Source organism: Micromonospora lacuserhaii, assembly GCF_036902735.1.
Lineage (GTDB): Bacteria > Actinomycetota > Actinomycetes > Mycobacteriales > Micromonosporaceae > Micromonospora.
Genome location: NZ_JBAKHO010000001.1, coordinates 133,164 through 153,337, shown reverse-complemented (window position 1 = coordinate 153,337; position 20,174 = coordinate 133,164). Strand labels below are relative to the sequence as shown.

20 protein-coding genes and 1 pseudogene are annotated in these 20,174 nt (G+C 74.7%); 14 read left to right on the top strand and 7 right to left on the bottom strand.

Features of this window, described 5'->3' with window-relative positions:
- Window positions 1–2: 2 nt before the first annotated feature.
- Genes V6U81_RS00690 through V6U81_RS00680 form a run of 3 tightly spaced genes read left to right on the top strand, consistent with a single transcriptional unit; the run spans window position 3 to window position 1,638 of the window.
- The gene (locus tag V6U81_RS00690) at window positions 3–512 is read left to right on the top strand and encodes an NUDIX hydrolase (RefSeq protein WP_334482781.1); all 510 of its coding nucleotides are present in this window, start codon (window positions 3–5) and stop codon (window positions 510–512) included.
- Window positions 506–1,318, top strand: coding sequence for a ribonuclease HII (locus V6U81_RS00685; protein WP_334482780.1), 813 nt, complete (start codon window positions 506–508; stop codon window positions 1,316–1,318). Before V6U81_RS00690 ends, V6U81_RS00685 begins: the two co-directional genes overlap by 7 nt.
- The gene (locus V6U81_RS00680; protein WP_007075222.1) at window positions 1,315–1,638 is read left to right on the top strand and encodes a DUF2469 domain-containing protein; all 324 of its coding nucleotides are present in this window, start codon (window positions 1,315–1,317) and stop codon (window positions 1,636–1,638) included. Before V6U81_RS00685 ends, V6U81_RS00680 begins: the two co-directional genes overlap by 4 nt.
- A 98-nt stretch (window positions 1,639–1,736) precedes the next feature.
- Here the strand turns inward: V6U81_RS00680 and V6U81_RS00675 are convergent, their stop codons facing one another.
- Window positions 1,737–2,843, bottom strand: a complete 1,107-nt coding sequence (locus V6U81_RS00675; RefSeq protein ID WP_334482777.1) for a sulfite oxidase — start codon at window positions 2,841–2,843, stop codon at window positions 1,737–1,739.
- A gap of 272 nt (window positions 2,844–3,115) precedes the next feature.
- On the opposite strand from V6U81_RS00675, the pseudogene V6U81_RS00670 reads away from it, so the two are divergent.
- Window positions 3,116–3,697, top strand: a pseudogene (locus tag V6U81_RS00670) (murein hydrolase activator EnvC family protein); the annotation flags it as partial.
- A gap of 141 nt (window positions 3,698–3,838) precedes the next feature.
- On the opposite strand, the gene V6U81_RS00665 reads toward V6U81_RS00670, so the two are convergent.
- Window positions 3,839–5,020: an aminotransferase class V-fold PLP-dependent enzyme gene (locus tag V6U81_RS00665; protein ID WP_334482775.1), complete on the bottom strand. Its 1,182-nt coding sequence runs from the start codon at window positions 5,018–5,020 to the stop codon at window positions 3,839–3,841.
- Window positions 5,021–5,118: 98 nt separating this feature from the next.
- Window positions 5,119–6,210 carry a tyrosine recombinase XerC gene (locus V6U81_RS00660; protein ID WP_334483166.1) on the bottom strand — a complete coding sequence of 364 codons (1,092 nt, stop codon included), beginning with the start codon at window positions 6,208–6,210 and terminating at the stop codon, window positions 5,119–5,121.
- 247 nt (window positions 6,211–6,457) lie between these two features.
- On the opposite strand from V6U81_RS00660, the gene V6U81_RS00655 reads away from it, so the two are divergent.
- Window positions 6,458–6,796 carry a hypothetical protein gene (locus V6U81_RS00655; protein WP_334482772.1) on the top strand — a complete coding sequence of 113 codons (339 nt, stop codon included), beginning with the start codon at window positions 6,458–6,460 and terminating at the stop codon, window positions 6,794–6,796.
- 11 nt (window positions 6,797–6,807) lie between these two features.
- Here V6U81_RS00655 and V6U81_RS00650 read toward each other — a convergent pair whose 3' ends face one another.
- Genes V6U81_RS00650 through V6U81_RS00640 form a run of 3 tightly spaced genes read right to left on the bottom strand, consistent with a single transcriptional unit; the run spans window position 6,808 to window position 9,966 of the window.
- Window positions 6,808–8,061 carry a DNA-processing protein DprA gene (locus tag V6U81_RS00650; RefSeq protein ID WP_334482770.1) on the bottom strand — a complete coding sequence of 418 codons (1,254 nt, stop codon included), beginning with the start codon at window positions 8,059–8,061 and terminating at the stop codon, window positions 6,808–6,810.
- On the bottom strand, window positions 8,058–9,578 hold the full coding sequence (locus V6U81_RS00645) for a YifB family Mg chelatase-like AAA ATPase (protein ID WP_334482768.1): 1,521 nt from the start codon (window positions 9,576–9,578) through the stop codon (window positions 8,058–8,060). Before V6U81_RS00645 ends, V6U81_RS00650 begins: the two co-directional genes overlap by 4 nt.
- A gap of 28 nt (window positions 9,579–9,606) precedes the next feature.
- Window positions 9,607–9,966: a YraN family protein gene (locus V6U81_RS00640; protein ID WP_334482765.1), complete on the bottom strand. Its 360-nt coding sequence runs from the start codon at window positions 9,964–9,966 to the stop codon at window positions 9,607–9,609.
- 261 nt (window positions 9,967–10,227) lie between these two features.
- Here V6U81_RS00640 and V6U81_RS00635 point away from each other — a divergent pair, with 261 nt between their 5' ends.
- The 8 genes from V6U81_RS00635 to V6U81_RS00600 all read left to right on the top strand — a co-directional run bounded on the left by V6U81_RS00635 (window position 10,228) and on the right by V6U81_RS00600 (window position 18,918).
- Window positions 10,228–11,169 (top strand): hypothetical protein, encoded by a 942-nt coding sequence (locus V6U81_RS00635; protein ID WP_420883944.1) that lies wholly within the window; start codon window positions 10,228–10,230, stop codon window positions 11,167–11,169.
- A 317-nt stretch (window positions 11,170–11,486) separates the two neighbouring features.
- Entirely contained in the window at window positions 11,487–12,386 is a 900-nt protein-coding gene (gene rpsB / locus V6U81_RS00630; RefSeq protein WP_334482760.1) for a 30S ribosomal protein S2, read from the top strand.
- 134 nt (window positions 12,387–12,520) lie between these two features.
- Window positions 12,521–13,348, top strand: a complete 828-nt coding sequence (gene tsf, locus V6U81_RS00625) for a translation elongation factor Ts (RefSeq protein WP_334482758.1) — start codon at window positions 12,521–12,523, stop codon at window positions 13,346–13,348.
- 162 nt (window positions 13,349–13,510) lie between these two features.
- Window positions 13,511–14,278: a UMP kinase gene (gene pyrH, locus V6U81_RS00620; protein ID WP_334482755.1), complete on the top strand. Its 768-nt coding sequence runs from the start codon at window positions 13,511–13,513 to the stop codon at window positions 14,276–14,278.
- 80 nt (window positions 14,279–14,358) lie between these two features.
- Entirely contained in the window at window positions 14,359–14,916 is a 558-nt protein-coding gene (frr, locus tag V6U81_RS00615) for a ribosome recycling factor (RefSeq protein ID WP_334482752.1), read from the top strand.
- A 298-nt stretch (window positions 14,917–15,214) separates the two neighbouring features.
- Window positions 15,215–16,555 (top strand): phosphatidate cytidylyltransferase, encoded by a 1,341-nt coding sequence (locus tag V6U81_RS00610; RefSeq protein ID WP_334483163.1) that lies wholly within the window; start codon window positions 15,215–15,217, stop codon window positions 16,553–16,555.
- A gap of 104 nt (window positions 16,556–16,659) precedes the next feature.
- Window positions 16,660–17,811: a dual-specificity RNA methyltransferase RlmN gene (rlmN, locus tag V6U81_RS00605; RefSeq protein ID WP_334482749.1), complete on the top strand. Its 1,152-nt coding sequence runs from the start codon at window positions 16,660–16,662 to the stop codon at window positions 17,809–17,811.
- A 21-nt stretch (window positions 17,812–17,832) separates the two neighbouring features.
- Window positions 17,833–18,918, top strand: coding sequence for a DivIVA domain-containing protein (locus V6U81_RS00600; RefSeq protein ID WP_334482747.1), 1,086 nt, complete (start codon window positions 17,833–17,835; stop codon window positions 18,916–18,918).
- A 75-nt stretch (window positions 18,919–18,993) separates the two neighbouring features.
- Here the strand turns inward: V6U81_RS00600 and V6U81_RS00595 are convergent, their stop codons facing one another.
- Window positions 18,994–19,218, bottom strand: a complete 225-nt coding sequence (locus V6U81_RS00595; RefSeq protein WP_334482744.1) for a DUF2631 domain-containing protein — start codon at window positions 19,216–19,218, stop codon at window positions 18,994–18,996.
- 78 nt (window positions 19,219–19,296) lie between these two features.
- Between V6U81_RS00595 and V6U81_RS00590 the strand changes: the two genes are divergently transcribed.
- A complete protein-coding gene (locus V6U81_RS00590; RefSeq protein WP_334482742.1) occupies window positions 19,297–20,166 on the top strand; it encodes a tetratricopeptide repeat protein in 870 nt (289 codons plus the stop codon).
- Window positions 20,167–20,174: the final 8 nt, after the last annotated feature.

The window sequence follows — 20,174 nt, the reverse complement described above, 5'->3', positions numbered from 1 at the left end:
CGGTGACCGTCTACACCCCTCGCCGCGCGGCCCGGGTACTGCTCGTCGACGCGGGTGGCCGGGTGCTGCTGTTCCGGGGCAGCGATCCGGCCCGCCCGGAGCACCACTACTGGTTCACCCCCGGCGGCGGCCTCGACCCCGGGGAGACCCCGGCCCAGGGCGCGGCCCGCGAGCTGGCCGAGGAGACCGGGCTCCGGCTCGACCCGGCCGAGCTGGGCGACGCGGTCTTCGCGCAGACGATCGAGTTCCCCTTCGACGGGGTCTGGTACCGCCAGCAGCAGGAGTTCTTCCTGCTGCGGGTGCCCGACTGGGAGGTGGACACCGCGGGCTTCGACGAGATCGAGCGGGCCAGCGTCTCCGGGTACCGCTGGTGGCCGGTCGACGAGCTGGCGGGCTCCGGCGAGCGGTACTACCCGGAGGACCTGCCCGCCGTGCTGGACCGGGTCCTCGCAGCGTCCGCCGTCTTCGCCGCCGGCCCGGTGCCGCCCCGGGGCGGGGGTGGGTCGTGCTGACGCCGCCGCGCACCGTGGTGCGCCGCGAGGCTGGGCTCTACGCGCTGGAGCGGGCCCTGCAACGGCGGGGCTTCCGGCACGTCGCCGGCGCGGACGAGGCCGGCCGGGGGGCCTGCGCCGGCCCCCTGGTGGCCGCCGCCGCGGTGCTGCCCGAGGGGCGACGCGGTGAGATCGAGGGGCTGGCCGACTCGAAACTGCTCACCCCGGCCAGCCGGGAGCGGGTGTACGCCGAGGTGGTGGCCCAGGCCCTGGCCTACACGGTGGTGATCATCCCGGCCGAGGAGGTCGACGCCCGCGGTCTGCACGTGTGCAACGTGGCCGCGATGCGCCGGGCGCTCGCCTCGCTGACCACCCGGCCCGAGTACGTGCTGACCGACGGCTTCGGGGTGGACGGTCTGGACGTGCCCGGCCTGGCGGTGTGGAAGGGGGACCGGGTGGCGGCCTGCGTGGCGGCGGCCAGCGTGCTGGCCAAGGTCACCCGGGACCGGATCATGGTGGAGCTGGACGGGCGGTACCCGGGCTACGGCTTCGCCGAGCACAAGGGGTACATCACCGCCGAACACACCGAGGCGTTGCGCGAGCGTGGGCCGTGCGTGGAGCACCGCTTCTCGTACGTCAACGTGGCCACCGTCTCCGGCCGGGAGGGGGCCCCGCCCCGGTCCCGACGGCCGGCCGTCGGGCCCGCGCCCGAGCCGATGGAGCGCTCCGGCGCGTCAGGGGGTACCGTCGGCGTGGCGTTGGGCGAGCAGCCTCGGCCCCTGGCGCCGGTGGGGGAAGATGTGGTCATGGAAGGCGGAGTGCGATGAGCGCGGAAGATCTCGAAAAGTACGAGACCGAGATGGAGCTGCAGCTCTACCGGGAGTACCGCGACATTGTCCGCCAGTTCTCCTACGTGGTGGAGACGGAACGCCGCTTCTACCTCGCGAACCAGGTCGACCTGCACGTGCGTAACTCCGACGGCGAGGTCTACTTCGAGGTCGAGATGCACGACGCCTGGGTGTGGGACATGTACCGTCCGGCCCGCTTCGTGAAGAACGTCCGGGTGATGACGTTCAAGGACGTCAACGTCGAGGAGCTCGAGAAGCCGGACATCTCCCTGCCCGCCGACTCCGGCTTCGGCGGCTGAGCCGGCGCGTTCCCGCCCCGCCGGCGTCCCTCCGCCCGCCGGCGACGGCCCGTCCTGTCCGGGTCGCGGCGTCCGATGCTGCCGCCCGGGCCCGCCGCTCACTCGGCGAGCACCACGACCTCGACCCGCTGGACCAGGTTGTTGGCGAAGCCACCCCGGTTCCACGGCTGCTCCACCGGCTGGGTCCGCCCCGACGCGTCGGTCGCCCGGGCGCCGAGCGTGTGGCGGCCCGGCTCCGGTGACCACTCGAAGCGCCAACGCCGCCAGGACCACTCGCCGCCGGCCGGTTCGTCCAGGGTGGCCGGCGCCCAGCTCGCCCCGCCGTCGGTCGTCACCTCCACCGAGGTCACCGGCGCGTGCCCGGACCAGGCCCGACCGTCCACCGTGCACGCCCCCGGGCGCAGCACCCGGGTACGCGACATGAAGTCCGGGAAGCCCGGGGGCCGGACCAGGGCGCGCGGCTCGATCCGGCTGACCGGCACACCCGGGTCGTCGGCGTCCCGGCGCAGCCGGTAGGCCACCGCGTTCTGGTAGCCGTCGAACTCCTCGGTCAGCACGCTGATGCTCCGCAGCCACTTCACGTGCGCCATGCCGTACCAGCCGGGCACGATCAGCCGCAGTGGGGCGCCGTGCTGCGGCAGCAGCGGCGCGCCGTTCATCTCGTACGCCAGCAGGACCTCCTCGCGGAGCGCGTCGGCGGCCGGCAGGGCCCGCTGGTAGTCCTGCTCGACCCCGCGCTCCACCCCGTGGTCGGCGCCGGTGAAGACGATGTCGACCGCCTCCGGGTCGATCCCCGCCTCGCGCAGCAGCGGCGCCAGCGGCGTGCCGGTCCACTCGGCGTTACCCACCGCCTCGACCAGCCACGGCTGGCTCACCGGACGGGGGTGCAGCAGCGCCCGACCGTTGCCCGCGCACTCCAGCGTCACCCGCCGGGTCACCCGGGGACGCCCCCGCAGGTCGTCCATCCCCAGCACCATCGGCAGGCGGACCGCCCCGTCGAGGGTCAGCGTGTGGGTCACCGGGTCGGTGTCCGGGATGTCGTAGTGGATCAGCAGGTAGTGCAGGCCGGCGGGGGTGACGTCGTAGCGCAGCGCTTCCAGGGGGATGCCGTGGTTGCGGGCGGCGAGCTGGAGCTCCTCGGCGCTGATCGCCTCGTCCGGTCCGGCGAGCCGGGACGGTCCGCTCGCGTCGTCCACAGTGGTCATGGTGGTCTCCCTCTCGCCGACGCCGGCCCGGGCAAGTCTAGACGGCGGGGCGCCCCCGGTCGTCGAGCTCGCCACGGTGATCGCCCGGGCGCGCCTCGGTTGGCCGGGCCCGGGTGGTCGTCGGCGCGCCGCTCCTGAATCACCGGCTCGGCCGGATGACCGCGCATAGCAGATCGACCCGTCCGGCGGGCGTTTTCCACAGCCCGCCCGGCCGTCCACAGGGCCGGCGGACGGGGCGGTGCGCGGGCGGTGTTCGGCGGCAGGCTCCGGCCATGCGAGCAGAGTTGTGGCGGGTCATCGCCGGGTGCGCCGTCGTCCTCATCCTCGGCCCGTCGAGCGGTCCGCCGGCCGGGCGCGCGGCGCCGGCCACCGGGGCCGGCCCGTCGGCCCAGGCGTTCCGACGGCCGCCGACGGCCTCAGCGTTACGGTGGCCGCCGACGGCCCCGGCGTTCCGGTGGCCGCTGGACGGCGTACCCCGCCCGGTGCGGCGCTTCGACCCGCCGCCCCGACCATGGCTGCCCGGCCACCGGGGCGTCGACCTGGCCGCCCCCGCGGGGGCCACGGTCCGGGCGGCCGGCCGCGGCACGGTGCTCTTCGCCGGCATGGTCGCCGGCCGCCCGGTGGTCACCGTCGGCCACGCGGCCGGCCTGCGCACCACCTACGAGCCGGTCCTCCCCGGGGTACGCCCCGGCGACCCGGTCGCCGCCGGCACCCCGCTCGGCGAGCTGCTCGCCGGTCATCCGGGCTGCCCCGCGCCGGCGTGCCTGCACTGGGGGCTGCGGCGCAAAGCCGAGTACCTTCACCCGCTGGCGCTGGTCGGCCTCGGCCCGGTCCGGTTGCTGCCGGTCGACGGGTTCGCCGACGGTGCGTCCGGGCCGGTTGGTGCGACGGTCCACGGGTCGGGCCGGCGCTCCGGGCCGGCCTGCCGGTGCGGGCGCCGCGCTCCGGTGCCCGTCATGGACGAGCCGACCGGGGAGCTGGACGGATGGCCCCGGTCAGCCGCGGTCGAGCAGCGGCGGCAACCGGACGGCCAGCCGCTCGTACTCCTCGGGCGCGTTGTAGACCTGGCCGCAGACCCGCAGCCAGCCGCGCCCGTTCCACGCCATCACCGCCACCTCGGCGGCGAGCCGTTCGGCGATCCGGGTACGCAGCGCGCGGGCGGCGTCGATGGTGGTGGCGACCCCCGGCGGCAGCGGCACGATCCGCATCGCGACCGCCGGTCCACCCGGGTCGGGCAGCTCGGCCGGCGCCACCCCGAGCGCGTCCCCCAGCACCCGCTGCCCGTACGCGGCGAGCGCGGCGTTGTGCGCCCGGACCCGGTCCACGCCGAGGCTGCGCAGCGTGTAGAGCCCGGCCGGGGCGCTCAGCCAGCCGGTGTAGTCGAGGGTGGCCTGCCATTCCACGTTGCCGGGGAAGCCGGCCTCCTGCTCCCACGAGACCACCAGCGGCTCGATCCGCGCCCGCCAGGCGGGGGCGACGGCGAGGACGGCGGTGCCCCGCGGGGCGTAGCCCCACTTGTGCAGGTTCCCCACCCAGAAGTCGGCGCCGACGGTGTCCACGGCGACCGGCAGCATGCCCGGCGCGTGGGCGGCGTCCACCAGGACCGGCACGCCCTGCTCACGAGCGACCTGGACGATCGCTGCGGCCGGGAAGAGCCGTGCGGTGGCCGAGGTGAGCTGGTCGACCACGAGCAGCCGGGTACGACCGGGGCGCAACCCGACCCGGACGGCCTCGACGACCTCCTCGTCGGTGGCGGTCAACGGCACCGGCAGGACCCGGGAGACCGCCCCGGTGCGCCGGCACTCGCGGGCGATGGCGAGGCTGACCGCGCCGTACCCGTGGTCGGTGCTGAGCACCTCGTCGCCGGGGCGCAGGCCGAGTGACTGCAGGACCACGGCGACACCGGTGGTGGTGTTGCCGACCAGGGCGGTGCCCTCCGGGTCGGCGCCGAGGAAGGTGGCCAGGTGCCGTCGGGTGTGGGTGATCCGGTCGACCAGCCCCTGGGTGAAGAAGCGCAGCGGGTTGGCCTCCATCTCGTCGCGCAGCCGCTGCTGCGCCCGCTGCACGCCGATCGGCACCGCGCCGAACGACCCGTGGTTGAGGTGGCTGACGGACGGGTCGAGCGAGAAGAGCAGTCGGGCCCCGGGGATCGGCTCGGGCGGCCGGGCGACGGTCACCGGATGATCGTATCGGTTGCCGGATCACCGGCCCGGGCTTCGCGCCGCAGCGCCGGCGTCTGCGACGCGCTCGCTCGATGGGCGGCGGACCGGCGGGTTCAGGCGCGGGGATGTGCCTGCCGGTAGGCGGCGCGCAGCCGCTCGACCGAGACGTGGGTGTAGATCTGCGTGCTGCCCAGCGAGGAGTGGCCGAGCAACTCCTGCACCGCCCGCAGGTCCGCGCCGCCCTCCAGCAGGTGGGTCGCCGCCGAATGCCGTAGCGCGTGCGGCCCCACCCGGGGCAGGTGCAGCGACTCCGCGTAGTCGGCGACGATCCGCCGCGCGGTGGTCGGGTTCAACCGGCCGCCACGGGCACCGAGCAGCAGTGCGTCCCCCGATCCCGGCCCGGCCAGCGCCGGGCGGCCGGACCGCAGCCAGTCGTCGAGGGCGCGCTGCGCCGGCACCCCGTACGGCACCGACCGTTCCCGGCCGCCCTTGCCGAGGACCCGGACCACCCGCCGGCCCTGGTCCACGTCGGCGGTGTCCATCCCGCACGCCTCGCTGATCCGCACGCCGGTGCCGTAGAGCAGCTCGAGCAGCACCCGGTCCCGCAGCCGTACCGGGTCGGCGGCCGGGACTTCCTCGTCGTGCTGCCGGTCCGATGGGACCTCTCCCGCCGCCCCTCCGGTGGGCGGCGCCGGCTCCGACGGCGTCCCGGTGGCTGCTGCCGGCTCGGAGCGGGACGCCGTTCCGGTGGCTGGGGGGCCAGCTCGGGACGGCGTTCCGGTGGCCGCGGGCCCGGCTCGGGACGGCGTTCCGGTGGCGGGGAGCCCGGCTCGGGACGGCGCCTCGACCAGCGCGGCGGCCTGGTCGGCGCGGAGCACGGTGGGCAGTTCGCGGTGCGCCCGTGGGCTCGCCAGGGGTGCGGCCACGTCGCTGGCCAGCAGCCCGGCGCGGTGCGCCCAGGCGCTGAAGGTCCGTGCCGTCGCGGCCCGCCGGGCCAGCGACGTCCGCGCCGCGCCCAGGGTCCGCTGCTTCGCCAACCAGCTGCGCAGCACCGTCAGGTCCAGCTCCGCCGGGGTGGCACAGCCCATCCGTACGGCGTGGTCGAGCAGCGACACCAGGTCGGCCACGTACGCCCGGACGGTGTGCGCGGAGCGGTTGCGCACGGCCGCCAGGTGGTCGGCGAAGTCGTCCACCGCTTCGCGCATCGCGGGTGGCAGCGCCTGGTGGGCCGCGCGGGTCCCCGGGCGCCCCGCCGGCTCCTCACTACCCCTGCCTCGCACGTGCCCAGCGTAGGCGGGTCGGCCCGGCCCGGCACGACACCGCCGCGATTCGGCCGATGGCACGCCGTCGGACGCTGGTACAGACCCCTGTGGACAGGGAGACTGATCAGGGACGAGGTGCGCGCCGCCGCTGACGTCGCGGTGGACGTCGCCGATGGGAGGGGGACCGCTGATGGGCCTGGATGTCGTCCTCTACCGGCGGGTCCGCGGGGGCCCCGGTCATCGGCTCTCCTCCGTCGCCTCCCAGGTGGTGCCCGACCCCGACGACCAGCTCGTCGGGCTGCTGGCCCGGGTACGGGGCGGTGGTCGGACCCCCACCCTGGACCGGATCGACCCGCTGGGCGAGCTGGTGGTCGGTCCGGAGACGGCTTCCCGGCTGCTGAGCGAGCTGGGTTGCCTGGCCGAGGCCGCCCGCACCCCGGCCGAGACCGCGCAGGTGCGCCGGGTGGCGCTGCTCGTTCAGCGGTGTGTGCGGGAGCGGGACGTCGAGATCCGCTTCGAGGGGGACTGAACCGCCGCGTGTCACCGCCGCGGGGCCGGCGTCGGCGTCCCGGCGTCGGGGTCGGGGTCGCTCGGCCGCGTCGGGACCGCCGGTGGGCGCGCCGGTCGGGGCGGTCGGCCCAGCGCGTACCCGCCGTCGCGGCGGACCACCATGGACAGCTCCTCCAGCAGGGCGAGCTTGCGCATCGCGGTGCGCACGTCCACGCCCGCGCGGGCGGCCAGCGCGTCGATGCCCACCACGCCGCGCCGGGGCAGCGACTCCAGCACCACCGTCGCCTCGTCGTCGAGCAGGTCGACCGGACGGTCCGGCCCGCGCGCCGGCGGGGCCAGGTCGGCCCCGATCCGCCCCACCTCCTCCAGGACGTGCGGCACCCCGGTCACCAGCCGGGCGTCCGACTCCTCCCGCAGCACCTCGTGCGCGCCGACCGACATCGCCGAGGTGACCGGGCCCGGCACCACCATGGCCCGCTTGCCCATCGCGATCGCCCGGTTCAGCGTCTGGGTCGCCCCGCTGCGGGCCGAGGCCTCCACCAGCACCGTCCCCCGGGTCGCGGCGGCGATCACCCGGTTGCGGATGAGGAACCGGGGCCGCAGCGGGTCGGAGCCGGGCAACCATTCGCTCACCAGCAGCCCGGTCTCGGCGATCCGGTCGAACAGCGCGGCGTTGCCCATCGGGTAGGGGCGGTCCACCCCGCAGGCGACCACCGCCACCGTCAGCCCGCCGGCGGTCAACGCGCCCCGGTGCGCGGCGGCGTCGATGCCGAACGCGCCGCCGGAGACCACCGTCCAGTCCCGCTCGGCCATCCCGTACCCGAGTTCGGTGGCGACGTGGACGCCGTACGGGGTGGCCGCCCGCGCCCCGACCACGGCGACCGACCGATCCAGCGCCTCGCCGAGCGGCCAGCCGCCGCGTACCCAGAAGCAGAGCGGCGGCGCGGTCTCCAGGTCGACCCGGCGGCTCGCCCCGGGCAGCACCAGGCGGTGCAGGTCGTCGAGGCGGGCCGGCCACTCCCCGTCCTCCGGGGTGAGGATCCGGGCACCCACCCGTTCGGTGCGGTCCAGCGCTTCGGCGGCCGCGGCGCGCGCGTCCCCGGCGGTCGAGCGGGCCGTCACGGCGGCGCGCAGCCGCGAGTCCTGCGCCCCGCCGTCGAGCAGCAGGTCCAGGGTCGCCACCGGGCCGAGCTGCTCGACCAGCCGGTACACGGCCCAGGTCCCCGGCTCGGTCAGCCAGGTCAGCGCCACCCGGGCCAGCAGTCGTTCCTCGCTGGTGGTCATGTCCCTTCCCCCGTCCTCAGTTGGGTGGCTTCGCGGACGTCGTCGCGGTGCGGCCGGTCCCGGCCGTCCAGGTCGGCGACGGTCCAGGCCAGTCGGATGATCCGGTCGAAGCCCCGGGCCGAGATCGCGCCGGAGTCGAGCCGGCCGCGTAGCTCGGCGGTGTCCCGCGCGGGCAGCCGCCACGGCGGCCGGCGCAGGTGCGGGCCGGGGATCTCGGCGTTGAGCTTCCGCCCGACCGGGCCCCAGCGGGCGGCGGCCGCCTGCCGGGCCGCCGCCACCCGGGCCGCCACGGTCGCCGAGGATTCGCTGACCACGGCCGTCTCCATCAGCTCGGCCGCCCGGACCGGCAGCAGCTTCACCTGCACATCGATCCGGTCCAGCAACGGGCCGGAGAGACGGCCCAGGTAGCGGCGGCGGGCCAGCGGGCTGCACTCGCAGTACGCGTCGCCGGCCGGTTTGGCGCAGGGGCAGGGGTTGGCGGCCAGCACCAGTTGGCTGCGGGCCGGGTACTCGGTGGCGCCGCCGCTGCGGGTCAGCTGGACCTGGCCGTTTTCCAGCGGTTGCCGCAGCGCCTCCAGCGCGCCCTTGCTGAACTCGGGCGCCTCGTCGAGGAAGAGCACGCCCCGGTGGGCCAGCGACACCGCGCCCGGGCGGGCCAGCCCCGACCCGCCGCCGACCAGGGACGGCACGGTCGCGGTGTGGTGCGGCGCCTGGAAGGGCGGCCGGCGCAGCAGGCGCCCGCCGGGCGGGAGCAGCCCGGCGATGGAGTGCAGCGCGGTGACCTCCAGCGCCGCGTCGTCGTCCAGCTCCGGCAGGATCGAGGGGAGTCGCTCGGCGAGCATCGTCTTGCCCGCGCCGGGCGGCCCGACCAGGGCGAGGTGGTGCCCGCCGGCGGCGGAGACCTCCAGTGCCCGGCGGCCGAGCCCCTGCCCGGCCACGTCGGCGAGATCCGGGCCGTCCCGGGCCGGTGGTGGCGGGTCGGTGGGCGGTTCGAGCAGCGGGCTGCCGTCGCGGACGAACGAGACCAGCCGGTGCAGGGTGTCCACCGCCCGGACCCGGATCCCCGGGATGACCGCCGCCTCGGCGGCGTTGTCGAGCGGCACGATCACCCGGTCCCGGCCGGCCCGCGCGGCGGCGGCCACCATCGGGAGCACCCCGCGCACCGGGCGGACGGCGCCGTCCAGGCCCAGTTCGCCGAGGACCACCACATTCTCCAGCGGCGCCAGCGGCAGCTCACCGGAGCCGCCCAGCACCGCCACCGCGATGGCCAGGTCGAACGCCGAGCCGTACTTGGGCATCGTCGCGGGCAGCAGGTTGAGGGTGATCCGGCGGTTGGGCCAGCGCTGCCCGGAGTTGACGATGGCGGCGCGCACCCGGTCCCGGGCCTCGTGCAGCGCGGTGTCGGGCAGCCCGGAGATGACCACCGCGGGCAACCCCATCGCCAGGTCGGCCTCCACCTCGACCAGGTGCCCGGTCACCCCGACCAGGCCGACGCAGCACACCTTCGCGTAGCTCACGTCGCCGCCCCGGCGCTCGGCGCGCCCATCAGAAGGCGCCCTTGAGGTGCTCGACCCGGGCCGCGCCGACCACCGGCAGCCGGACCGACAGCACGTCGAAGCGCACCTCGTCGGCGGTCGTCCCGGTCTCGGCCAGCCAGCGGGCGGCCAGCCCGCGCAGCCGGCGCGCCTTGGCCGGTACGACCGCCTCGGCCGGGCTGCCGTAGTCCTCGCTGCGGCGGGTCTTCACCTCGCAGAAGGCGAGCACCGGGCCGTCCCAGGCGATGATGTCGATCTCGCCGTCCCGGCAGCGCCAGTTGCGGGCCACCGGGCGCAGCCCCGCCCCGATCAGGTGCCGGACGGCGCACCGCTCGCCGTACGCGCCGACCGCCTGGTTCCGCTTCGTCATGGCCGTCACGGTGGGGCACCGGCCGGCCGTCCCGCCGCTGCCGCCGGCGCGGCTGTGGACGACGGGCGGCCCTGTGGACGACCGGACGATCAAGGGTCCGGTGTGCTACCGCACCCACGGTCGCGGACTTCTCCCGCCGGCCTCAACGACGGGCGGCCGGACCGGGCGGGAGCCGCGACGCCGATCACTATCCGTATGTGCGTGATGACCCTTTTCGGTGTGGGCGGGTGCGAATGGCGCGGGTGGGGCCGGTCGCATACCGTGCCGGAGGTGGACGCACGACGCAGCTATCCCGAAGATCAGGAGCCGCGCTGGTACCCCGCCGGACGCGAGCGCGACTACGGCGAGTCCGACTGGCGCGGGGCGGGTGACCGCCCGCGCGACGACGAGTTCCGCGCGCCGGAGCCGCGAGTCGCCGAGGAGGGCCGGTACGCCGAGTCGACCGGTCGGTACGGCGATCCGGCACGGTTCGGTGGCGCCGACCCGCTGGCTGAGCCCCGCGGCGATGCCGAGGGATACCGCCGGACCCGTTCCCGCCGGTCGGAAACGGACGACCCGGACGTCTCCGGCGAGCTGCCCGGCGAGCGCGGTGGCCGCCGCGCGGCCCGCGAGCCGGGTGGCGCGGATGCGCTGGCCGTCCCCGCCGGCCCGCGGGGTGCCGGCGGCGTCGACCCGCTGGTGACCTCCGCCGCCGGTCCGCTGGGGGGTGGCCCGGCGGACCGCCCCGAGCCGGCCCGATCGGCCCCGCTGGGCGGGTACCCGATCGTGGAGCCGAGCCGGCCGGCCGAGCCGGCCCACCCGCTGGAGATGCCGACCGGCCCGATGCCCCCGGTGGTGCCCCGCCTGGACGGCGCGGCCGGCCCGGACGGGGCGTACCGTCCCGGCGGCGCGCCCTCCGACGGCGTCTACCGGACCCGGCGCCCGGCGCTCGCGGTGATCCTCGGCGTGCTGGTCGTCGTCTTCGAACTGCCCGCGCTGCGGGTGCTGCTGCACGGGCTCACCGGCGACCCGGTCTCCACCTCCCACGTCGTGGTGGGCACCTTCCTGGTCGCCGGGCTGCCGATCTTCGCGGCCGGGCTGTACGGGTTGCGCACCGGTGGGCTGGCGATGGCCGACGGTGGCCGGGGCTGGCTGCGCCCGCCGACGGCGTACCTGACCGTGGGTCTGGTCCTTTTCGTCGCCGCCGCGCTCGCCGCCGGCTGACGGCCCCTGCGCCGCCGGCCCGGCGGAGACTGCCGGGCCGGCGGTGACAGCGCCGGACGGTCCGGTGGGCGGGGTGACCAGGTCCGCCGGGCCGGGTCCGCGCACCCCTGGGCCAGGTGGCGGGACGAGGGCGTACACTGAGCGACTGGCGACCGCCTCGCGCGGTCGACCTCGCGCGCCCTCTCCACGTTTCCTCGTGGGGCGACGGCCTCCCTGGTCCCGATCTTGGTCGGGCCCACCCTGGCCGGCGACCAGGCGCCAGGACGCCCGGCCACCGGCCGGGCGTGACAACCAGGGATCTTGAGGAGTACCCCACCATGGCCGTCGTGACCATGCGTCAGCTGCTGGAGAGCGGTGTCCACTTCGGGCACCAGACCCGGCGCTGGAACCCGAAGATGAAGCGCTTCATCATGACGGAGCGCAACGGGATCTACATCATCGACCTGCGCCAGACCCTCGACTACATCGAGAAGGCGTACGACTACGTGCGGAACACCGTCGCCGAGGGTGGCAGCATCCTCTTCGTCGGCACGAAGAAGCAGGCCCAGGAGGCCATCGCCGAGCAGGCGACCCGGGTGGGCCAGCCGTACGTCAACCACCGCTGGCTCGGCGGCATGCTGACCAACTTCCAGACCGTGTACAAGCGCCTTCAGCGGATGAAGGAGCTGGAGGCCCTGGGTGACCTGAGCGGCACCGCCGCCGGTTACACCAAGAAGGAGACCCTGCAGCTCTCCCGCGAGAAGATCAAGCTCACCAAGACCCTCGGTGGTCTGCGGGACATGCAGAAGCTCCCGGCCGCGGTCTGGATCGTCGACACCAAGAAGGAGCACATCGCCGTCGACGAGGCCCGCAAGCTGGGCATCCCGGTGATCGCGGTGCTCGACACCAACTGCGACCCGGACGAGGTCGACTTCCCGATCCCGGGCAACGACGACGCGATCCGCTCGGCCGAGCTGCTGACCAGGGTCGTGGCCGCCGCCGTCGCCGACGGTCTGATCGCCCGCTCCGGCCGTCGCCGCGGTGGCGACGAGAAGCCCGAGCCGGGCCAGGTCGGCGCCGACGAGCCGCTGACCGAGTGGGAGCGCGAGCTGCTCGAGGAGCCGGCGAGGAAGGCCGGCGAGCAGAAGCCCGCCGCTGCCGCTGCCGCTGCCGAGCAGCCGGCCGTGACCGAGCAGCCGGCCGCCGCCGAGCAGCCGGCCGCCGCCGCCGCGGAGTGACCGCACGCCGTCTCCCCGCCGCCCGGATGACCCGGGCGGCGGGGAGCGGCGGGTACGCCGGGCACATTCGGCCGCGTTCCGGGTAACCGGCACCTCAGACCATCCACCGCAGTTCCGACATCGAAGAGAGAGTCATGTCCAACTTCACCGCCGCGGACGTCAAGAAGCTCCGCGACCTCACCGGCGCCGGCATGATGGACTGCAAGAAGGCGCTGACCGAGGCCGAGGGCGACTTCGACAAGGCCGTCGAGATCCTGCGTGTCAAGGGCGCCAAGGACGTCGGCAAGCGGGCCGGCCGCACCGCCGCCAACGGCCTCGTCGCCCACTCCGGCAAGGCCCTGCTGGAGCTCAACTGCGAGACCGACTTCGTCGCCAAGACCGAGGCGTTCGTCGCCCTGGCCCAGCAGCTGGTCGAGCACGGCGAGCGCAGCGGCGTCACCAACGCCGAGGAGCTGCTCGCCTCCGAGCTGGACGGCAAGACCATCGCCGACCTGGTCCAGGAGCAGTCCGCCAAGATCGGCGAGAAGCTGGTGCTCAACCGCTTCGCCAAGCTCGACGGCAACGTCGCGGTCTACCTGCACCGCAAGAGCCAGGACCTGCCGCCGGCCGTCGGCGTGCTGGTGGAGTACGCCGGCAAGACCGACGAGGCCGGTGACGCCGACGCTCGCGCCGCCGCCATGCAGATCGCCGCCATGCGGCCGAAGTACCTCACCCGCGACGAGGTGCCGGGCGAGGTCGTCGAGTCCGAGCGGCGCATCGCCGAGCAGACCGCCCGCGAGGAGAACAAGCCCGAGGCGGCGCTGCCGAAGATCGTCGAGGGCCGGGTCAACGCCTTCTTCAAGGACTACGTCCTGCTCGAGCAGTCGTCGGTGGCCGACAACAAGAAGACCGTGAAGCAGATGCTGGCCGAGGCCGGTATCGAGGTGACCCGCTTCCTGCGGTTCGAGGTCGGCCAGGCCTGAGCCGCCGGGCCGGGCGCCTGAGGCGCCCGGTGGGCACGCAACGGAGGACGAGGAGGTCGCTGGTGTACGTGACAGGCACCGCGGCCTCCTCGTCACATAGGGTCGGCAGCGGCAGGTACGCGGTACGCGGCACGCTGGACGTGCGCGGAGAGGGCGGGGCGGATGACGCAGGTTGTGAGTGACCGGAGCCTGGAATCGGACGACCCGACGGCGCCGCCCCCCGGGCGGGCCCGCCGGGTGGTGCTGAAGCTCTCCGGTGAGGTCTTCGGTGGCGGCGCGATCGGCGTCGACCCGGACGTCGTGCAGGCCATCGCCCGGCAGATCGCCACCGTGGTCCGCCGCGGCGTGCAGGTCTCCGTGGTGGTCGGCGGCGGCAACTTCTTCCGGGGCGCCGAGCTGCAGAAGCGTGGCATGGACCGGGCCCGGGCCGACTACATGGGCATGCTGGGCACGGTGATGAACTGCCTGGCGCTCCAGGACTTCCTGGAGAAGGAGGGCATCGAGACCCGCGTGCAGAGCGCGATCACGATGGCCCAGGTCGCCGAGCCGTACATCCCGCTGCGGGCGATCCGGCACCTGGAGAAGGGCCGCGTGGTGATCTTCGGCGCGGGCGCCGGGATGCCGTACTTCTCCACCGACACCGTGGCCGCCCAGCGGGCTCTGGAGATCCGTGCCGACGTGGTGCTGATGAGCAAGAACGGCGTGGACGGCGTCTACAGCGCCGACCCGCGGATCGACCCGACGGCGAGCAAGTTCGACTCGATCACCTTCTCCGAGGTGCTGCGCCGCAACCTGCGGGTGGCCGACGCCGCGGCGTTCAGCCTCTGCATGGAGAACGGCCTGCCGATGCTGGTCTTCGGCGCCCAGGGCGACGACACGATCATCCGGGCGGTCGGCGGCGAAAAGATCGGCACCCTGATCACCGCCTGACCGCCCCGCCGACCGCCGCAGCGGTCCTCCGACGACACCAGCAGAGCCCACGACGAGCACAGAAGGAGGCGAGGAGACCGGTGATCGACGACACCCTCCTCGAGGCCGAGGAGAAGATGGAGCGTGCCATCGAGCACGCCAAGGAAGAGTTCGGCGCCATCCGCACCGGTCGCGCCAACGCCGCCATGTTCTCCAAGGTCATCATCGACTACTACGGCACCCCCACCCCGCTGCCCCAGATGGCGTCCATCGGCGTACCCGAGCCCCGCATGGTGATCATCAAGCCGTACGACAACTCGCAGATCAACGCCATGGAAAAGGCGATCCGCGACTCGGACCTCGGGGTGAACCCGAACAACGAGGGCAACCAGCTCCGCATCCTGCTCCCGCAGATGACGGAGGAGCGGCGCCGCGAGATGATCAAGGTGGCCCGGCACAAGGGCGAGGAAGCCAAGGTCGCCGTCCGCAACATCCGGCGCAAGGGCAAGGAAGAGCTGGACCGCCTCGTCAAGGACGGGGAGGTCGGCGAGGACGACGGCCGCCGCGCGGAGAAGGAACTGGACGACGTGACCCAGCGCTACGTCGCCACCGTCGACGAGCTGGTCAAGCACAAGGAAGCCGAGCTGCTCGAGGTGTAGTCGACCGGACGGAGCGCTCCGTCGGGACGTCACGAGGCCCGCCCCCCCGGTCCGGGGAGCGGGCCTCGCGTCGTCGCGACCACCGATCTGGCCGGCGCCGGGCGCCGGTGCGCCATCGTCCGCCCTGCCGGGACGGCGGGTGCAGTAGGCTCGGCACGATTCCCGGCCACCGTGCGGTGAACGGCGGGGATCGGTCGGCCGACGGGCCGGTCAACCGGACGGAACAGTCACGCCTGTAGGGGATGGTCTTGGTCTTGCGTCATGTGGTGGAACTCGTACCGCTGCCGTTCGGTGCGTGATGTCCCACCTCGACCCCTACGGCGGCACCGAGCCTCGCGGCTGGGACCGGCCGGACCGTCCGGACCGGCCGCTGGCGCTGCCCTGGCCGGAGCATGACGCCGAGCCGTGGACCCGGCAGTCCGGCTCGGACCTCTACGCCGGGCCGCAGGCCCGCCCCCGCCCGCACGCGCACCGGCCCGACGTCGACCCGTACGACGGCCCGCGGTACGACGGCCCTCGGTACGACGGCCCTTCGGGACCGCACGACCGGTACGACCGGGCGCGGCCCCGCGACGACGACCGGTACGCCCGGGCTCGCGACGACGACCGGTACGACCGCGCTCCCGCGCGCCCCTTGCGGGACGACGAGGTAGCCACCTCGCAGTTCGCCCCGGCCCGCGACGACGACCTGCCGACCAGCCAGTTCCCCCCGGTCCGCGCGGAGCGTGAGCCGGAGCCGGAGCCGGAGCCGCCGACCGGCCGCCGGCAGCGCGGGCGACGCCGGGCCGGCGTCGACCGGCCCGCCACCCAGCAGGCCGCCACCGGCCGGGCCGGCCGGAACCTGCCCGCCGCGATCGGGGTGGGGGTCGGCCTCGGCGCCGCGATCCTGGTGCCGCTCTTCTTCTACCTGCCGGGCTTCCTCGCGGTGCTGACCGTCGCGGTCGCGGTGGGCATCTGGGAGATGGCCCGCGCGGTCCGCCGCAGCGGCGCTCACCCGCCGCTGGTCCCGCTGATCGCCGGTGGGGTGCTCACCGTCGGCCTGGCCTGGTTCGCCGGGCCGGACGCGCTCAGCCTCGGCCTGCTGGTCACCGTGCTCGGCACGATGATCTGGCGGTTGGGGGACGGGCCCGCCGGGTTCCAGCGGGACATGACCGCCGTCGCCCTGATCGCCGTCTACGTGCCGTTCCTCGCCGGGTTCGCGGCGCTGCTCGCGGCGGCCCCCGGCGACGGCCGGCTGCGGCTGCTGGTCACCCTGGTCGCGGTGGTGCTCTCGGACACCGGCGGGTACGCCGCCGGGGTGTCCTTCGGCAAGCACCCGATGGCCCCGTCGATCAGCCCGAAGAAGTCCTGGGAGGGCTTCGCCGGCTCGGTCACCGCGGCGGCCGTCGGCAGCGCCGTGCTGATCTGGCTGCTCTTCGACGTGGCGCCGTGGTGGGGCGCGCTGTTCGGGCTGGCGGTCTCGGTCGCGGCGGTCCTCGGCGACCTCGCCGAATCGATGATCAAGCGCGATCTCGGCGTGAAGGACATGAGCAACCTGCTTCCCGGGCACGGCGGCCTGATGGACCGGCTGGACTCGATCCTCTTCGCCGTCCCGACCGCCTATCTGCTGCTGGCGGTCTTCGTGCCGGTGGTGGGATGAGGCATGAATCACCGCCGGTCACCCGCCCGGTCCGCCCGGTGGCGGCCGATTCGGCACCTCCGGACAGCGGCGTCCGCCATTCGGCGTGACAGACTGGACCCGCCATGACGAGCCTGCCTGTGATCCCCGTAGACCCTGACGCCCCGGGGCGTCGGCCCGCGATGCCGCCGCGCCACCTCGCCGACCTGGACCTGACGGGCCGGCAGGCGCTCGTGACCGAGCTGGGCGAGCCCGCCTTCCGCGCGAAGCAGGTCTCCAACCACTACTTCGGGCGCCTGGTGCGGGATCCGGAGCAGATGACGGACCTGCCCGCGGCCACCCGCGAGCGGCTCGCCGGGGCGCTGCTGCCCACCCTGCTCAACCCGGTACGCGAGCTGGCCTGCGACGACGGCGCCACCCGCAAGGCGCTCTGGCGGCTGCACGACGGCGCGCTGGTGGAGAGCGTGCTGATGGGCTACCCGGATCGGGTCACCGTCTGCATCTCCAGCCAGGCCGGCTGCGGCATGGCCTGCCCGTTCTGCGCCACCGGCCAGGCCGGGCTGACCCGCAACCTGTCCACCGCCGAGATCGTCGACCAGGCGGTCTACCTCGCCGGCGTCGCCGCCTCCGGGGCGGTGGCCGGTTCCCCGCCGCGGTTGTCACACGTGGTCTTCATGGGCATGGGCGAGCCGCTGGCGAACTACGCGCGGGTCGTCGCGGCGATCCGTCGGCTGGTCACGCCGGCCCCCGAGGGGCTCGGCCTGTCGCAGCGGCACATCACCGTTTCCACGGTCGGCCTGGTTCCGGCCATCCGCCGACTGGCCAGCGAAGACCTCTCAGTGACCCTTGCGCTGTCGCTGCACGCGCCCGATGATGATCTGCGCGACGAACTCGTGCCGGTCAACCAGCGCTGGAAGGTAGCCGAGGTGCTGGACGCAGCGTGGGACTACGCAGCCCGGACGGGGCGCCGCGTGTCTATCGAGTACGCGATGATCAAGGACGTGAACGACCAGCCGTGGCGAGCCGACCTGCTCGGGCGGCTGCTGGCCGGGAGGTTGGCCCACGTGAACCTCATCCCGCTCAACCCGACACCCGGCAGCCGCTGGGACGCGAGCGCCAAGCCGGTCGAGCGGGAGTTCGTCCGGCGGCTGCGCGAGGCCGGGGTGTCCACCACGGTGCGTGACACCCGCGGGCGTGAGATCGATGGTGCGTGCGGGCAGTTGGCCGCCGCCACGGACAGGGACACCGAAGCGCCGCGCGGGCGTGACCGGGCGTAGCGAACGAGACCAGGAGACATAGTGGCGAGTCAGGGTCAGCGTTTCCGGCGTAAGGCGCTCCGCCGGGGATACAAGGTCGACGAGGTGGACGCCTTCCTGGACCGGGTCGAGGCGACACTCGCCGGCCAGCCGGTCGGCGCGCCCGTGGCCTCCCAGGAGGTCCACGATGTCGTCTTCCGGGTTCGCTTCAACGGTTACGACGAGTGGCAGGTCGACCTGCACCTGGACCGGGTCGAGCGGCAGCTCGCCGAGCTTGAGGAGCGCGGTGGCCTCGGTGGCCGCGGGGGCGACCCGCGCGGCGCCGACCGGCTCGGCCCGCCGATGCGCGACGACCACCGGGGGCTGTCTCCTGTGCCGCAGCCGCTCCCGCCGCGCGGGATGCCGGCCCAGGCCGGCCCGCCGGACCGCTACGGCAACCGCTACGACGAGCCCACCGGCGCGTTCGCCGGCGGGTACGACGCCCCCCGGGGTGGCTACGACGCGCCGCGCGGCCCGGCCGGGCCCGGCGGGCCTGGGCCGATGGGTCCGGGCGGGATGGGTCACGGTGGGCCGCAGCGCGGGCTGCCCGCCGGTCCGGGCGGCTACGGGCAGGAGCCCGGGGGCTACGGCCAGGAGCAGGGCGGCTACGGCCAGGAGGAGCCGCGGTTCGACGGCTTCGAGGCCGGCCGGCACGGTCGGACCGACATGACCGCCGAGATCCGGATGCCGGAGCGGGAGCGCGACATGCGTGGCCGTGGCCCGGCCGGTCCGCCGCCGCAGGCGCTGGGCGGTCCGGCGATGGGTGGTCCGCCGCCGATGGCCGGCCCGCCGGTCGGTGGCCCGCCGATGGTCGGCCCGCCGATGGCCGGTCCGCCCGGCAGTGAGCTCTACCGGGTCGACCAGATCCGCCGCAGCTTCCAGGTGCGCCGCTTCGGCAGCGGGTACGACCCGGACCAGGTCGACCGGTTCTTCGAGAGCCTGCTCGGCGGCATGCAGGGGCGCAACCCGATGCCGGTGAACCCGAAGGACCTGGACACCCTGCGCTTCGGCCTGGTGCCCGGCGGTTACTTCGAGGCCGAGGTCGACGCCGCGCTCAAGGACGTGCAGGACATCCTCTTCGGTCGCTGACCCCGTACGCACGAGGGCCCGCCCCCTGATCGGGGGCGGGCCCTCGTGCATGTCCCGCGCGGTGCGCCGGTCGGATCAGGAGCGCAGGCCGTTTCGGCGCAGCACCGCGTCGGCCCCGACGATGGTCAGCAGCACCACGGCGAACCCGATCAGCCAGATGTCCTCGACCCTGCCCTCGTGGTTGCCGCAGAGCGCCATGACCACCAACACCACCGCCGACAGCACCGCGCCGATGCGCCCCGACTTGCGGTGCCCGGGCTTGTGCTGATCTGGCGCGGTTACCGGCTCGCTTCCTGCCACTGTCGGTCCTTCCCTCGCGATCGGATCTCCGGTTAGTCTGGCACGCCCCGTGCCAGGCCCGGCGCAGGGTCCGACCGGATGGGGGAGCGCATGAGCCGCGCCGACGACCGTGAGCTGCTCAAGACGGCGTACGAGGCGTGGGAGGCGGAGGACTGGCCGGTCGCCGCCGAGCTGTTGGAACGGCTGGTGCGCCGGCACCCGGACCTGCCGCCATCCGGCGTGTGGTGGTATGACGCCGCGTTGGCCCACAAGTTCCTCCGCAACTGGCCGAAGGCGTACGAGCTGGGGCGGGAGGCGGCGGCCCGGGCGAAGGGGGACAGCCAGGATCCGGCGTTCTGGAACCTCGGCATCGCGGCGACGATCCTGGAGGACTGGGCCACCGCCCGGGACGCCTGGCGGAACTTCGGTCTCACCGTGCCCGACGGCGAGGGCGAGATCATGGCCGACTTCGGGGTCACCCCGGTCCGGCTGACCAACGGCGAGGTGGTCTGGGCGCGGCGGCTCTGCCCCACCCGGGCCCGGGTACTGAACGTGCCCACCCCGGATTCGGGCCGCCGGTTCGGTGAGGTCGTGGTGCACGACGGCGCACCCAACGGCGAGCGGACGGTGGACGGGCAGACCTTCCCGGTCTTCGACGAGCTGCTGCTGTTCCGCTCGTCGGACCTGCCGACCACGACCGTGGAGGTGGTGGCCGGAACGCGGGAGGACGTCCGGGCGCTGACGGAGCTCTTCGAGGCGCGGGGGTACGCGGCGGAGCCAGCCAGCGGGGTCCGCCTGCTCTGCGCCTGCTGCAGCGAGGGCACCGTGCACCAGGACCGGGAGCACCAGGTGGCCGGGGGGCAGCCGGTGCACCTCGCCGCCCCGGTAGCCGAGGTGGCCGCGCTGATGACCGAGTGGTGTGCCAGCGCGCCGCAGCGGCGGAGCTGGTCGGAGCTCAGCCGGGCCTGAGCGCCCGG

What these genes read in the sequence shown, in the direction of transcription:
- V6U81_RS00650 (WP_334482770.1), bottom strand. Translation starts at nt 8,061, where the DNA reads ATGACCACCAGCGAGGAACGACTGCTGGCCCGGGTGGCGCTGACCTGG.
- rlmN (WP_334482749.1), top strand. Translation starts at nt 16,660, where the DNA reads ATGACGAGCCTGCCTGTGATCCCCGTAGACCCTGACGCCCCGGGGCGT.
- V6U81_RS00590 (WP_334482742.1), top strand. Translation starts at nt 19,297, where the DNA reads ATGGGGGAGCGCATGAGCCGCGCCGACGACCGTGAGCTGCTCAAGACG.
- V6U81_RS00660 (WP_334483166.1), bottom strand. Translation starts at nt 6,210, where the DNA reads ATGCGCGAAGCGGTGGACGACTTCGCCGACCACCTGGCGGCCGTGCGC.
- pyrH (WP_334482755.1), top strand. Translation starts at nt 13,511, where the DNA reads ATGACGCAGGTTGTGAGTGACCGGAGCCTGGAATCGGACGACCCGACG.
- V6U81_RS00675 (WP_334482777.1), bottom strand. Translation starts at nt 2,843, where the DNA reads ATGACCACTGTGGACGACGCGAGCGGACCGTCCCGGCTCGCCGGACCG.
- V6U81_RS00610 (WP_334483163.1), top strand. Translation starts at nt 15,215, where the DNA reads ATGTCCCACCTCGACCCCTACGGCGGCACCGAGCCTCGCGGCTGGGAC.
- V6U81_RS00680 (WP_007075222.1), top strand. Translation starts at nt 1,315, where the DNA reads ATGAGCGCGGAAGATCTCGAAAAGTACGAGACCGAGATGGAGCTGCAG.
- rpsB (WP_334482760.1), top strand. Translation starts at nt 11,487, where the DNA reads ATGGCCGTCGTGACCATGCGTCAGCTGCTGGAGAGCGGTGTCCACTTC.
- V6U81_RS00655 (WP_334482772.1), top strand. Translation starts at nt 6,458, where the DNA reads ATGGGCCTGGATGTCGTCCTCTACCGGCGGGTCCGCGGGGGCCCCGGT.
- tsf (WP_334482758.1), top strand. Translation starts at nt 12,521, where the DNA reads ATGTCCAACTTCACCGCCGCGGACGTCAAGAAGCTCCGCGACCTCACC.
- V6U81_RS00640 (WP_334482765.1), bottom strand. Translation starts at nt 9,966, where the DNA reads ATGACGAAGCGGAACCAGGCGGTCGGCGCGTACGGCGAGCGGTGCGCC.